At 73.2% G+C, this 13,176-nt stretch carries 12 protein-coding genes; 9 read left to right on the forward strand and 3 right to left on the reverse strand.

Annotation, left to right across the window (positions count from 1 at the left end; all coding sequences use genetic code 11):
* Positions 1 to 223: 223 nt before the first annotated feature.
* The 3 genes from ACLBXP_RS01775 to ACLBXP_RS01785 are packed head-to-tail and all read left to right on the forward strand — an operon-like array spanning position 224 to position 4,348.
* Positions 224 to 1,519 carry an O-acetylhomoserine aminocarboxypropyltransferase/cysteine synthase family protein gene (locus tag ACLBXP_RS01775; protein WP_447665803.1) on the forward strand — a complete coding sequence of 432 codons (1,296 nt, stop codon included), beginning with the start codon at positions 224 to 226 and terminating at the stop codon, positions 1,517 to 1,519.
* 22 nt (positions 1,520 to 1,541) lie between these two features.
* On the forward strand, positions 1,542 to 2,561 hold the full coding sequence (gene metA, locus ACLBXP_RS01780) for a homoserine O-succinyltransferase MetA (RefSeq protein ID WP_447665804.1): 1,020 nt from the start codon (positions 1,542 to 1,544) through the stop codon (positions 2,559 to 2,561).
* On the forward strand, positions 2,558 to 4,348 hold the full coding sequence (locus ACLBXP_RS01785) for a long-chain-acyl-CoA synthetase (RefSeq protein WP_447665805.1): 1,791 nt from the start codon (positions 2,558 to 2,560) through the stop codon (positions 4,346 to 4,348). The genes metA and ACLBXP_RS01785 overlap by 4 nt, the downstream gene beginning before the upstream one ends.
* 128 nt (positions 4,349 to 4,476) lie before the next feature.
* Here ACLBXP_RS01785 and ACLBXP_RS01790 read toward each other — a convergent pair whose 3' ends face one another.
* On the reverse strand, positions 4,477 to 4,749 hold the full coding sequence (locus tag ACLBXP_RS01790) for a phosphopantetheine-binding protein (RefSeq protein ID WP_447665806.1): 273 nt from the start codon (positions 4,747 to 4,749) through the stop codon (positions 4,477 to 4,479).
* A 283-nt stretch (positions 4,750 to 5,032) separates the two neighbouring features.
* Here ACLBXP_RS01790 and ACLBXP_RS01795 point away from each other — a divergent pair, with 283 nt between their 5' ends.
* The 3 genes from ACLBXP_RS01795 (at position 5,033) to ACLBXP_RS01805 (ending at position 8,215) form a co-directional block, all read left to right on the forward strand.
* Positions 5,033 to 6,226 (forward strand): acyl-CoA dehydrogenase family protein, encoded by a 1,194-nt coding sequence (locus ACLBXP_RS01795; RefSeq protein WP_447666204.1) that lies wholly within the window; start codon positions 5,033 to 5,035, stop codon positions 6,224 to 6,226.
* Positions 6,227 to 6,259: 33 nt separating this feature from the next.
* Positions 6,260 to 7,186 carry an amino acid--[acyl-carrier-protein] ligase gene (locus ACLBXP_RS01800; RefSeq protein ID WP_447666205.1) on the forward strand — a complete coding sequence of 309 codons (927 nt, stop codon included), beginning with the start codon at positions 6,260 to 6,262 and terminating at the stop codon, positions 7,184 to 7,186.
* Between the two features lie 69 nt (positions 7,187 to 7,255).
* A complete protein-coding gene (locus tag ACLBXP_RS01805) occupies positions 7,256 to 8,215 on the forward strand; it encodes an alpha/beta hydrolase (protein WP_447665807.1) in 960 nt (319 codons plus the stop codon).
* A gap of 67 nt (positions 8,216 to 8,282) precedes the next feature.
* Here ACLBXP_RS01805 and ACLBXP_RS01810 read toward each other — a convergent pair whose 3' ends face one another.
* On the reverse strand, positions 8,283 to 9,389 hold the full coding sequence (locus ACLBXP_RS01810) for a TAXI family TRAP transporter solute-binding subunit (protein ID WP_447665808.1): 1,107 nt from the start codon (positions 9,387 to 9,389) through the stop codon (positions 8,283 to 8,285).
* 12 nt (positions 9,390 to 9,401) lie between these two features.
* Positions 9,402 to 9,716 carry a hypothetical protein gene (locus ACLBXP_RS01815; RefSeq protein ID WP_447665809.1) on the reverse strand — a complete coding sequence of 105 codons (315 nt, stop codon included), beginning with the start codon at positions 9,714 to 9,716 and terminating at the stop codon, positions 9,402 to 9,404.
* Between the two features lie 214 nt (positions 9,717 to 9,930).
* Here ACLBXP_RS01815 and ACLBXP_RS01820 point away from each other — a divergent pair, with 214 nt between their 5' ends.
* From ACLBXP_RS01820 to murG, 3 genes are all read left to right on the forward strand, one after another.
* The gene (locus tag ACLBXP_RS01820) at positions 9,931 to 10,734 is read left to right on the forward strand and encodes an enoyl-CoA hydratase (RefSeq protein ID WP_447665810.1); all 804 of its coding nucleotides are present in this window, start codon (positions 9,931 to 9,933) and stop codon (positions 10,732 to 10,734) included.
* 123 nt (positions 10,735 to 10,857) lie between these two features.
* The gene (locus ACLBXP_RS01825; RefSeq protein ID WP_447665811.1) at positions 10,858 to 12,024 is read left to right on the forward strand and encodes an FtsW/RodA/SpoVE family cell cycle protein; all 1,167 of its coding nucleotides are present in this window, start codon (positions 10,858 to 10,860) and stop codon (positions 12,022 to 12,024) included.
* Positions 12,021 to 13,130 (forward strand): undecaprenyldiphospho-muramoylpentapeptide beta-N-acetylglucosaminyltransferase, encoded by a 1,110-nt coding sequence (gene murG / locus ACLBXP_RS01830; protein WP_447665812.1) that lies wholly within the window; start codon positions 12,021 to 12,023, stop codon positions 13,128 to 13,130. Before ACLBXP_RS01825 ends, murG begins: the two co-directional genes overlap by 4 nt.
* Positions 13,131 to 13,176: the final 46 nt, after the last annotated feature.

Genomic DNA, 13,176 nt, shown 5'->3' on the forward strand with positions numbered 1-13,176 from the left:
CTGTGGCCCCGCCATAAGACTTCAAGAAGAGTCGCCGGAGAGCCGATGTTCAGCGCGGGTTTACTGTGAGAAGGTCCGCAACAACCGTTTACCAACAATCTTCAGCGCTTCTGCTGCCGGGGCGGCGGACATGTTGGCTCAGGCTTTGCCCCGGATGCGGGGCGCGGCGCCGCAAGCGGCCGCGACGGCCCGTTTCGAGACTCTGGCCAACGGAAACACCCCCATGCGCAGCGAGACCATCGCGGTTCACGCCGGCTACCAGGACGACCCGACCACCCACGCGGTGGCCGTGCCGATCTACCAGACGGTGGCCTACGCGTTCGACAGCGCGGACCACGGCGCTGCCCTCTTCAACCTGGAAGAGGAGGGCTACCGCTACAGCCGCATCGCCAACCCGACGACGGCAGTCCTGGAGCGGCGGGTCGCCGACCTCGAGGGCGGTCATTCCGCGCTGGCGGTGGCCACGGGCCAGGCAGCGCTGCACTACGCCATCGCGACGCTCGCCGACCACGGCGGCAACATCGTCTGCGTGCCCCAGCTCTACGGCACCACCCACACGCTGCTCGCCCACGTGCTTCCGCGCCAGGGCATCCACACCCGGTTCGCGGCGAGCGACCGCCCCGAGGACATCGCGGCGCTGATCGATGCCGACACCCGCGCGGTCTACTGCGAGTCGATCGGCAACCCGGCCGGCAACATCTGCGACATCGCCGCGCTCGCCGCGGTCGCCCACGAGCACGGTGTGCCCCTCGTGGTCGACAACACGGTGGCGACGCCGATCCTGCTGCGGCCGATCGAGCACGGGGCCGACATCGTCATCGCCTCCCTGACGAAGTTCATGGGCGGCCACGGCACCACCCTCGGCGGCATCATCGTCGATTCGGGGCGCTTTCCGTGGAAGCGCCACGCCGCCCGTTTCCCGCAGTTCAGCGAGCCGGACGTGTCCTATCACGGCCTCGTCTACGCCGATCATTTCGGGCCCGGCGCCTTCGTGGCCCGCGCCCGCAGCGTCTATCAGCGCACCACCGGGGCGGTGCTGCCGGCGCTCTCTGCCTTCCTGCTGCTCCAGGGCATCGAGACAGTGGCGCTGCGCGTCGAGCGGCACGTGGAGAACGGCCGCCGGGTCGCCGAATTCCTCAGGGCCCATCCGGGCGTCGCCTGGGTGAACCACGCGAGCTTTCCCGACAGCCCGCACCACGCCATGGCCCGCAAGTACCTCGGCGGGCAGGGCTCCTCGCTCCTGACCTTCGGCATCCGGGGCGGTTTCGAAGCCGGCAAATCCTTCTACGACGCGCTGCGCCTCGTGAAGCGGCTCGTGAACATCGGCGATGCCAAGTCGCTCGCCTGCCACCCCGCCTCCACGACGCACCGGCAGATGACGCCGGACGAGCAGCGCGCAGCCGGCGTCCACCCGGAGATGATCCGCCTCAGCGTCGGCATCGAGCACATCGCGGACATCACCGCGGACCTCGACCAGGCGCTCGCCGCCGCGATGCCCGCCACCCGCGCCGCGGCCTAACCAGGTAGGAGGAACCGGTCCGATGTTCGACCTGCGCCGAGACGCACCTGCGGAGGCCGTTTCCTACGGCGGCCTGCCCGCCTCCCTCGTGGAGGGGGCCGGCGCAGCGCCCCTGCGCATCGGCCTCCTCAACAACATGCCGGACGCGGCGCTCGCGGCGACGGAGCGGCAATTCCGAAATCTCCTCCAGCCCCCGGGCGGTCCCGCGGTCGAGCTTCTGCTGTTCTCGCTCGACGGTTTGGAGCGCGGCGCGCTCGGCGCCGAGATGGCGTCGCGCTACCTCTCCCATCGGTTCCTGGCCTCGGCGAACCTCGACGCCCTCATCGTGACGGGCTGCGAGCCGCGCCCCGGCCCCCTGCAGGCCGAGCCCTGGTTCCCGGCCTTCGGGGAGGTGGTGGACTGGGCGCGGGGGGCGACGGCCTCGACGCTGTTCTCCTGCCTCGCCGCCCACGGGGCCGTCCTGCACCTCAGCGGGCTCGCCCGAACGCGGCTGCCGGTAAAGCGCTGGGGCGTGTTCGCCTGCGCGGCGGCGGGCACGCATCCGCTCCTCGCGGGCGCCCCGGCGATCGTCCCGGTGCCGCATTCGCGCTGGAACGACCTGCCCGCGGCCGAGCTCGCCGCGGCCGGCTACCGGGTGCTGCGCGCCTCGGCGCAGGCCGGCGCCGACCTCTTCGTGCGCGAGGAGGGATCGCTCCTCGTGTTCTTGCAGGGGCACCCGGAATACGACCGCGACAGCCTCGCCCGGGAGCACCGGCGCGATGTCGGCCGCTACTGCGCGGGCGAGCGGCCGGACTACCCGCCGCTCCCGGAGAACTATTTCGGCCCGCAGGCCGCCGCGGCGCTCGACGCCTTCTCGGGCCGGGCGCGAGCCCGTCCCGATGCGCGCACCTTCGCGGGCTTCCCGAGCCTCGATCCCGCGCCACCCCTGGCGGCGGCCTGGCAGGCCGAGGCGCACCGCCTCATGGGCGCCTGGCTCGCCGAGGTCGCCCGCCGCCGCGCCACTGCATCCCGCGTCCCCATTCCCTCCCCGTGCTTTGCATGACGACCACCCTCGACACCGCGCCGCAGCCGAAGGCCTCCTCCACCGCCGGGTGGATCGGGGCCCTCGCGCGCACCGCGCGCATCGATGCGAACCCGCACCACACGCTGCCGCGGGTGATCGATGCGCTGGCCGCCGCCCACGGGCCGGCGCCGGCGCTGATCGGCGAGGACGAGACCCTGAGCCACGCCGACCTCGCCGGCCGGCAGAACCGCTACGCCCGCTGGGCGCTGGCCCAGGGACTCGCGAAGGGGGACACGGTCGCGCTGCTGATGCGCAACCGGCCGGACTACCTGGCGGTCTGGCTCGGCCTGACCCGGGTCGGCCTGCGCGTCGCGCTCCTCAACACCAACCTGAGGGGGCGCGGCCTCGCCCATTGCATCGCGGTGGCCGAGCCGCGCCTCCTCATCGCCGGCACGGATTTCGCCGAAGCCCTGGCTGGCGCACGCCCGCACCTTCCCGCGGAGCCCGCGCTCTGGTGGCACGGCGACGGGCCGGGCGCGGCCCTCGCCGAGGCGGTCGCGGGCCAGGACGGATCGCCGCTTGGAACCGACGAAGCGCCCCCCGTCGCCCTCTCGGACGGCGCGCTTCTGATCTACACCTCGGGCACCACCGGCCTGCCGAAGGCGGCCCATGTCAGCCACCACCGCATCATGATGTGGACGCACTGGTTCGCCGGCCTGGTCGAGCCGGGCCCGGGCGACCGCATGTACAATTGCCTGCCGCTATACCACAGCGTCGGCGGGGTGGTGGCGGCCGTCAGCCCGCTGCTCGGCGGCGGCTCGGTGGTGATCCGCGAGCGGTTCTCGGCGCGACGCTTCTGGGAGGACGTCGTCGCCTACGAGTGCACGCTGTTCCAGTACATAGGCGAGTTGTGCCGTTACCTGACGCTCGCACCGCCGCACCCGATGGAGCGGGCGCATGCGCTGCGCCTCTGCGCCGGCAACGGCCTGCGTCCGGATGTCTGGGAGCGGTTCCGCGACCGGTTCGGGATCCCGCGCATCCTGGAATTCTACGCAGCCACCGAGGGCACGGTCTCGCTCTACAACGTCGAGGGCCGCGTCGGCGCCGTCGGGCGCGTCCCGAGCTTCATGGCGCACCGCTCCCCGGCGCTCCTCGTGCGCCACGACGTCGAGACCGGGCTCCCCGTGCGCGACGCGGACGGCCTCTGCGTCCCGGCCGTGCGCGGCGAGGCGGGCGAACTCGTCGGGCGCCTGTCCGACAAGGCCGAGCACCGCTTCGAGGGCTACACCAGCATCACCGAGAGCGACCGCAAGGTGCTGCGCGACGTGCGCAGACCCGGCGACGCCTACCTGCGCACCGGCGACCTGATGCGCCAGGATGCGGCGGGCTTCTTCTACTTCGTGGACCGGATCGGCGACACCTTCCGCTGGAAGGGCGAGAACGTGGCCACGACCGAGGTCGCCGAGGTGCTGGGGCGCTGCCCCGGCGTCGAGGAGGCGAGCGTCTACGGCGTCGCGGTGCCGGGCTGCGACGGCCGGGCCGGCATGGCTGCCCTGACGGTCGGAGCGGGCTTCGACCTCGCCGTCCTGCACGGCGTGCTCCGCGAGGCGCTGCCCCCCTACGCGCGGCCCCTGTTCCTGCGCCTCTGCGCGGACCTCGCGCGCACCGAGACCTTCAAGCAGCGGAAGGCCGATCTCGTGGCCGAGGGCTTCGACCCCGGCCGCATCGCCGATCCGCTCTACCTCGACGACCCGTCTGCCGGCGCCTATCGGCCGCTCGAAGCGGTGCTTCACGGCGCGATCGTCGCTGGGGCGCTGCGCCTGTGAGGTCCCGAGACGGGCTCGTGAGCCCGCGTCGCTGAGGCGATGGCCGCGTTCGGGCGGGCCCGAAACGCATCGGGGCCGCCCCCGGGCGGAGGCGGCCCCGATGCGGGAAGGCGCGAAGTCCGTGGCCGCTACTGCAGGGTCCCGGCCCGCACCGCCTCCACCATGCGGGCGATCGCCTCGATGGAGTGGAAGTTCTTCGGGTTGAGGCAGCTCGGCGGGATCATGATGTCGAACTCGGCCTCCACCGCCAGCATCAGGCTCACGAGGTCGAGGGAGGTGAGGCCGACATCGACCAGGGCGTCCTGCGGCCGAAAATCGGCGCTGATCGCGTGGCGCGCGGCGATCTCCTGCGCGAGCGACAGGGTTCGGTCGGTGACGGGGCTGGCAGCCGTATCGAGCATGGATCTCTCGTTAAGTCGTTAACCCAAGCAGGAGTTGTAACGAGCTCCTAAGCTGGGGTTTGTTGCTTCGGGTCGATGATTATTACCGCGCGGCTTTGCGATCAAGAACCGCTAAAATTTAACGATGAACCTCGTTAATGCGGGCCCAAGACCACCGATCCCCTTGCGACTCGTCGAAGTAACGCGCTTTTAGGTCCGGAAGACTAATCACCAAGCGAAGTCCTGCATGATCATCGCGCTTGGAGTGATGACGACAACGGGCTTGCGGGGAACATCCATGACGATGCAGCACAATCCCGGAGTAACGGCCGCGTTCGACCTCGGCCAGGGCCTGGCGGCCCGCGCCGCCGCGGTCGCCTCCGTCGCCGCGCTCCACGCCGAGGCGGTGGACCGCGAGGCGCGCTTTCCCGCCGAGGCGCTGGACGCCCTGCGCACGCAGCGCCTGCTCGGCGCCGGCGTGCCGATCCCGCTCGGGGGCGAGGGCGCCTCGCTCTCGGCGCTGGCCGAGGTCGCCTATGCGCTGGGCCGTGCCTGCGCCTCCACGGCGATGATCTTCGCGATGCATCAGACCAAGGTCGCCTGCCTCGTGCGCCACGGCGGCGGCGCGCCCGCCATTGAGGGGGTGCTGCGCCGGATCGCCGGCGAGCAGCTCCTGATGGCCTCCTCGACCACCGAGGGGCAGGGGGGCGGCAACGTCCGCGCCTCGTCCGCCGCGATCGAGCCGGACGGGGCGTTCGTGACGCTGGAGCGGGCCGCGACCGTGATCTCCTATGGGGCCGAGGCCGACGGCGTCGTCACGATCGCCCGCCGCTCTCCCGAGGCCGCCGCCTCCGACCAGGTGCTCTGCGTGTTCCTGCGCGAGGACTACACGCTGGAGCGCTTGAGCGGCTGGGAGACCCTCGGCATGCGCGGGACCTGCAGCAGCGGTTTCCGCCTCCTCGCCCGCGGGCGGGCCGAGCAGGTGCTGGCCGCCCGCTACGGCGAGATCCACGGCCGCACCATGACGCCGGTCTCGCACATCCTGTGGTCGAGCGCCTGGGCCGGGATCGCGGCCGCGGCGGTGGAGAAGGCACAGGCCTTCACCCGCACCGCCGCCCGCGGGGCCGGCGGGCAGACGCCGCCGGGGGCCCTGCACTACGCCCGCGCCGTGTCGAGCCTGAAGCAGGCCCGGGCGCTGATCGCGGCGGCCCTCGACCGCTACGAGGCCGCGACGGACCCGGCCGATCTCGATGCCCTCGACGCCCAGACCGCGCTGACCCTCCTCAAGGTCGAGGTCTCCGACCTCGCGGTCGCCGCGGTGTCGAGCGCCCTGCGGGCCAACGGCCTCTCGGGCTACCGGCAGGACGGCGCCTTCTCGGTCGGCCGGCACCTGCGCGACATCCTCTCCGCCCCGATCATGATCCACAACGACCGCATCCTCCAGAACCTCGCCACCGCCACCATGATGGCCCCCGTCGCCGCGACGCTCCGCGCCTGATCGCGCCCGAACCGAAGGATCCGCCCCGTGAACATGAAGGTCATGAACGTGCCGGCCTCGCCCCCGGCCGCCGATCCCCTGGACCGCCTCTTCGACGACCTGTTCCGGCCCATGAACGCGCTCGGCGTCTACGGTCGCACCGGCACCTACGAGTCGGTGGTGGAGGCGCTGGCCGCCCTCATCTCGTCGAAGCGCGAGGCGGGGACCGAGGTGTTCCGCTTCCCGCCCGTGATGAGCCGCGCGCACCTCGAGCGCCACGGCTACCTCAAGAGCTTCCCGAACCTCCTCGGCTGCGTCTCCTGCCTGGAGGGCAGCGAGGCCGAGATCCGTGCCTCTGCCGACCGGCACGCGGCGGGGGGGGATTGGACCACGGGCCTCGAGACCGCCGACCTCGTGCTGACCCCGGCCGCCTGCTACCCGGTCTACCCGATCGCCGCCGCCCGCGGCCCCGTGCCGTCCGGCGGCTACCGCTTCGACGTCGCCTGCGACTGCTTCCGCCGGGAGCCCTCGCGCAACCTCGACCGGCTGCAATCCTTCCGCATGCGGGAATACGTCTGCATCGGCACGCCGGAGGAGGTCCGCGCTTTCCGGGAACGCTGGATTCCCCGCGCCACGGCCATCGCGGACGAACTCGGCCTGTCCTACACGGTCGAGACGGCGAGCGATCCGTTCTTCGGGCGGGTCGGCCAGATCATGGCCTTCAGCCAGCTCGAGCAGTCCCTCAAGTTCGAGTTGCTGGTGCCGCTGCGCGGCGCGGCCGCCCCCACCGCCTGCATGAGCTTCAACTACCACCGAGAGCATTTCGGGACGACCTGGGACCTGCGCCACGCGGACGGCGAGCCGGCCCATACGGGCTGCGTCGCCTTCGGCATGGACCGCCTCGCGGTCGCCCTCTTCGCCACCCACGGCACCGACGTCGCGGCCTGGCCCGCCGGCGTGCGTGCGGCCCTGCGGCTCTGATCCGCGCCGCGTCCCCTCCCGCATGGAGGGGACGGACCTGGCGGCCGCCGCAGGACACCCGAGAGCGACATGCCCCTCGATCCGCACGCGCAGCGCTTCCTCGCCATGCTCGCCCTCGGCGGGCCGCCCGCGCCGACGGTCGCCGGGCGGCGGGCGGCGTTGCGCGACCTCGCGCGGCTGGCGGGCGGCCCGCTGGCCGCGGGCGTCTCCGCTGAGGACCTCGTCCTGCCGGGGCCGGGCGGCCCCCTGCCGGCGCGGCTCTACGCGCCGGAGGGCGCGGCAGGCCCCGGGCCGGGCCTCGTCTACTTCCATGGCGGCGGCTTCGTCGCGGGCGGCCTCGACACGCATGACGGGCTCTGCCGCGGGCTCGTCGCGTCCGCGGGCTGCCGCCTCCTCGCGGTCGATTACCGGCTCGCGCCCGAGCATCCGTTTCCGGCGGCCTTCGAGGACGGGGCGGCGGCGGTCGCCTGGGCCGCCGCGCAGGCGGGCCGCCTCGGCATCGATCCCGGGCGCCTCGGGGTCGGCGGCGATTCCGCGGGCGCGGCCATCGCCGCCCATGCGGCGCGGGTGTCGGCTCACGGGAAGGGTCCGACCCTGGCCTTTCAGGTCCTGCTCTGCCCGGTCCTCGATGCGGAGGGCGCCGGCCCCTCGCGCGCGGCGTTCGCCAGCGGCTACCTCCTCGATGCGGAGACGATCCGGCGCGACGCGGACAGCCTCGGCATCGGGCCGGCCGAGCGGGAGGATCCACGCCTGTCGCCGCTCAGGGCCGCGGACCTCGCCGGCCTGCCGCCGGCCCTGATCCACACCGCCGAGTACGACATCGTGCGCGACGACGGCACCGCCTACGCGGCCCGGCTGGCGGAGGCCGGGGTGCCCGTGCGCCACACCTGCCACGCCGGCATGATCCACGACTTCTACGGCCTCGTCGGGCTGATTCCGGCGGCGCGGGCCGCCCGCGCGCGGATCGGGGCGGACCTCGCCGCGATCCTCGCGGCGGGCACCGCGGAAGAGACCCCCGCGGCGGCCTGACACAGGATCCGCTTGGTCAGAGCGGGGCCTGCATCGGCAAGCCCGCGCGGTGCCTGAGAAGGCGGCCCTACTCGAATCCGACGACCGCCGGGACCGGCTTGCGGGCCGGGACGAGGCGGCTTTCGGCCACGGTCGAGCGGGCCGCGTCGATGGCCAGCGTCACGGCGTTCAGGGTGCGGGCGTCCACCTCGCGCATGCGGGTGTCGTGCACGAACTCGGCGGCGAGCGCGTCGATCTCCGCGCTGAAGGCCGCGAGCGCGCCCGGATCCCGGGCCTCGCGCGCCTGCCCGACGATCTCCAGGAGCCGGTCGAGCACCACGTCGCTGCGCTCGCGGCGCAGGCGCGCGAGGCGCTGGCGCAGCCAGGCCAGCGCCGAGCCGAGGCCGCCTGCCAGGAAGGCGAGGAGGTAGACGAGGTCGCCGTAGCGCTCCACCAGCCCGCGCTGCTCGCGCTCGTAGTAGTCGATCGCGCCCGGATGGTTCGGGAGCCGGGCCGAGGTCGCCGCCACCGTCGTCTCGTAGTCGGGCGCCTTCATGTAGTCGGCGGCCGGCGTGGTCTCCTGGAAGGCCGTGCGCAGCTCGAACAGGTGCTGCGTCACGTCCGCCGCCACCGTCCGGCTGAGGCCGGCCGTGGCCATCAGCCGGTAGGAGGCGCCGACCGTCTTGATGTCCTCGGCCGGCACCTTGGGACGGCCGCCGAACAGGCCCGCCGGCACGGTCACGGCCTGCAGCCGCGGAAAGCGCTCGATGATCGCGCCATCGTCCTCCGCCTCCACGAAGCCGACCTTGCCGTCCCGGCTCGCGGACTGCACGGCGGCCACGAGGGCGAGCGCCTTCGGAGCGGAGGGAGCAATGATCGCCACGACGGCGTCGATCCGCTTCTCGGCGAACGCGGCCGCGACCCCGTCCTCCGCCACGGGCACGAGGCGTACGGCGCCAGGCGGGGGCGTTCCATCGGCCGGCTCCGTCAGGAGGGTCAGGCCGTAATAGCCGAGCAGGGTGCGCAGGAGCCAGGTGTCGGCCTCCCGGTGGGCGGCGATGCCGAGGCGCTTGCGGGCGAGCTCGGGGAAGCTGCGGATGTTGAAGGAGGCCGGCGAGGCGATCAGCATGGCCTGGTCGCGCAGGATCGCGAGGGTGAGGCCGTTGCCGGGCAGCGACACGTCGGGCCGCACCACCGCGAGGTCGGCCTAGCCGTCGCGCAGCGCCTCGGCGCTCTCCCGCACGTCGTCGAACAGCCGGACCCGCAGGCGGATACCTTCGCGACGCTGCGCGAGGGCATCGGCGTAGGCTCGGATCAGCTCGGGCTCGGTGCCGTCGCGCGGGGCGACCGCGATGGTCAGCGTCGTCGCCTGAAGGAGGTAGAAGGCGACGGCGGCCCCGATGCCCAGGAGGAGAGCCGTGGCCAGGAGGAGCGTCTCCCGCCGGATCAGCCATGCGGGGACCCAGGGCGGCATCGCGAGGTTCCGGTTCGGCCCCGGACGGACCCGCGGGCGGGCCAGCATGCCTCGGTTGCCTCCGCAAGTCAGGCCCCTCGGGCACCGGCGCGCCGCGAAGCTGGGGATCCGGCGCCGGGGCGGCGCCCATCTGGCGATCCGGCGGCGCAGGGCCTACGAACGTCGGGGCGCGCTTCCCCCGAAGCGGATGCCGGCTCGGCGGCGAGGGCGCGCGACAGGACGGGCCGATCCCCGGCCCCACGCCCCCGGTCCGGAGCCCGCCATGCACGCCACCCTTCCGCAGCCGCAGGCCAGCCCACCGCTCCTCCTGCGCGAGGACCGGGACGGCATCGCCACGCTGACCCTCAACCGCGGCCCGCAACGGAACGCTCTCTCGCTGGCGCTGATGGACGCCCTGCAGGAGAGGCTCGACGCCATCGCGGCGGACCGCGCGGTGCGGGTGGTGATCCTGCGCGGCGCCGGACCCGCCTTCTGCGCCGGCCACGACCTGAAGGAGATGCGCGCGCATCCCGACCCCGCCTTCGCGCAGGTCCTGTTCGAGACCTGCGCGCGCCTGATGCTGACGATCGCGCGCCTGCCGCAGGCCGTGATCGCGGCGGTGCACGGCATCGCCACGGCGGCCGGCTGCCAGCTCGTGGCCACCTGCGACCTCGCTGTGGCCACCGAGGAGGCCCGCTTCGCGACGCCGGGCGTGCAGATCGGCCTGTTCTGCTCGACCCCGATGGTCGCCCTCTCGCGGGCCGTCCCGCGCAAGGCCGCGATGGAGATGCTGCTGCTCGGCGAGCCCGTCGACGCGGCCGAGGCGCACCGCATCGGCCTCGTCAACCGCGTGGTCCCGGCGGCGGAACTCGACGCGGCCGCCCGCGCCATGGCCGCGCGCATCGCCGCGAAGGCGCCCCGCGTGCTGAGCCTCGGCAAGGCGGCGTTCGGGCGCCAGGCGGAGCTCGACCTCGCCGAGGCCTACACCTACGCGGCCCGCGTGATGGTGGAGAACATGGCGATGCCGGACGCCCGGGAAGGCATCGACGCCTTCCTGGAGAAGCGGCAGCCGCGCTGGTGCGACTGAGGCGCCGCGGGCACGCAACCCTCCGATAACCCTAAGGAAGCCTTTACCATTCCGGAACAGGATCGCGCCCGGCCGTGGGCCGCCCCCGGGGCGGCCCGTGAACCCCCCGGAGCGCCCCTGCCCATGATGTCCCGCGCGGAACGCACGCCCCTCACGGACTGGTGGTGGACCGTGGACCGGGGCCTGCTGGCGGCCCTCGGGGCCCTGATGGTGGCGGGCCTCGTGTTCCTCATGGGCGGCGGCCCGCCGGTCGCGGAGCGGATCGGCCTGCCGACGTTCTACTTCCTGAACCGCCAGGCGCTTTACCTCGCGCCCACGATCCTGCTCATCGTCGCGGTCTCCTTCCTGTCGCTGCGCCACATCCGGCGCCTCGCCCTCGGCACCTGGATCGTCGGGGTGGTGCTCTGCCTCGTGGCGAGCAAGTTCGGCCCGGAGATCAAGGGCGCCCACCGCTGGATCCAGTTCGGCTCCGTGGGCCTGCAGCCCTCGGAGTTCGTGAAGCCCTCCTTCGTCGTGGTCGCCGCCTGGGCCTTCTCGGAGGGCGCGCAGCGGCGCGACATGCCCGGCGGCTTCCTGGCGATCCTGCTCCTTCCCATCACGCTCGTGCCGCTGCTGCTGCAGCCCGATTTCGGGCAGACGATGCTGATCACCCTCGTCTGGTCGACGCTTTTCTTCGTCGCCGGGCTCCACCTCATCTGGGTCGCGGCGCTCGGCGTGCTCGGAATGTGCGGGGTGTTTGCCGCCTACACGTTCTTCCACCACGTCCGCGAGCGCATCACCCGCTTCCTCGACAAGGATTCGGGCGACAGCTTCCAGGTGTTCTGGTCGCAGCAATCCTTCCGCTCGGGCAGCTGGTTCGGCACCGGTCCGGGCGAGGGGGTGGCCAAGCGCCACCTGCCCGACGCACATACCGACTTCATCTTCTCGGTCACCGGCGAGGAGTTCGGCGTGATCGTCTGCCTCGGCCTCGTGGCCCTGTTCGTCTACATCGTGATGCGCGGCCTCAAGCTGGCGCGGCGCACCGACGACACCTTCTCGCGGCTCGCCATCACCGGGCTCACCACCCTGTTCGGGCTGCAGGCCTGCATCAACATGGCGGTGAACACCCAGCTGATGCCCGCCAAGGGCATGACGCTGCCCTTCGTCTCCTACGGCGGCTCGTCCCTGATCTCGCTGGCCCTCGGCATGGGCTTCCTCATCGCGCTGACCCGCAAGCGCCCGCGGGTGACGCAGCTCAGCCAGAAGCCCCCCGGCACCGCGCCCGCCACCGTCGCGGGGGTGATGCGGTGACGGTGCGCACCCCGACGATCCTGCTCTGCGCGGGCGGCACCGGCGGCCACCTCTTCCCGGCTGAGAGCCTCGCCCACGCGCTGCGCGCCCGCGGCATCCGAGTCGTGCTCGCGACGGATGCGCGGGTGGATTCCATCGCCGCCGAGTTTCCTGCCGCCGAGATCGTCACGATCCCCTCCGCCACGCCGTCCGGCCGCTCGGCGCTGCGGCGCGCCTCCGCGGTCGTCACCCTGGGGCGCGGCTTCGGCGTCGCCGCCAGCGCGATCCGGCGGATCGACCCCGCGGCGGTGGTGGGCTTCGGCGGCTACCCCACCGTACCGCCGGTGCTCGCCGCGCAGATGCTGCGGGTGCCGACCGTGCTGCACGAGCAGAACGCGGTGATGGGGCGGGCCAACGCCTTCCTGGCGCGGGGCGCGCGCACCATCGCCACGGGCTTCCGCGACGTCCGCGGCGTGCCCCCGCGGGCGACGGCCCCGCGCATCCACACCGGCAACCCGCTGCGCCCCGCGGTGATCGAGGCCGCGCGGACCCCCTATCCGGCCCTCGGGTCCGAGGGCCCCATCCGCATGCTCGTCTTCGGCGGTAGCCAGGGCGCCCGGGTGATGGGCGAGGTGGTGCCCCGCGCCATCGCGCAGCTTCCCGACGACCTGCGGGCGCGCCTCCACCTCGTGCAGCAGGCCCGGCCCGAGGACCTGACTGCGGTGCAGAACGAATACCTGAGCCTCGGCCTCGCCGGCATCGAGGCGGCGCCCTTCTTCAAGGACCTGCCGGGCAAGATGGCGGCGGCCCACCTCGTGGTCGGCCGCTCCGGCGCCTCGACGGTCTCGGAGCTCGCCGCCATCGGCCGCCCGTCGGTGCTGGTGCCGCTCCCTGGCGCCCTCGACCAGGACCAGGCCGCCAACGCCGCGACGCTGGCGGCCATCGGCGCGGCGCTCGCGATCCCGCAGACCGCCTTCACGCCCGACCGCCTCGCGGCGGAGCTCCTCGACCTCTTCGAGAATCCCGCAAAATTGACCGCGGCGGCCGGGGCCGCCAAAAGCGCGGGCATCCACGACGCCGCCGAGCGGCTCGCCACCGTGGTCGCCGAGACGGCGGCCCGCACCTGATTTCCAGGGATCGCGCCCCGCGCGATCCCGCGACGGAACGGCTCGA

The organism is Methylobacterium sp. A54F (genome assembly GCF_053346035.1).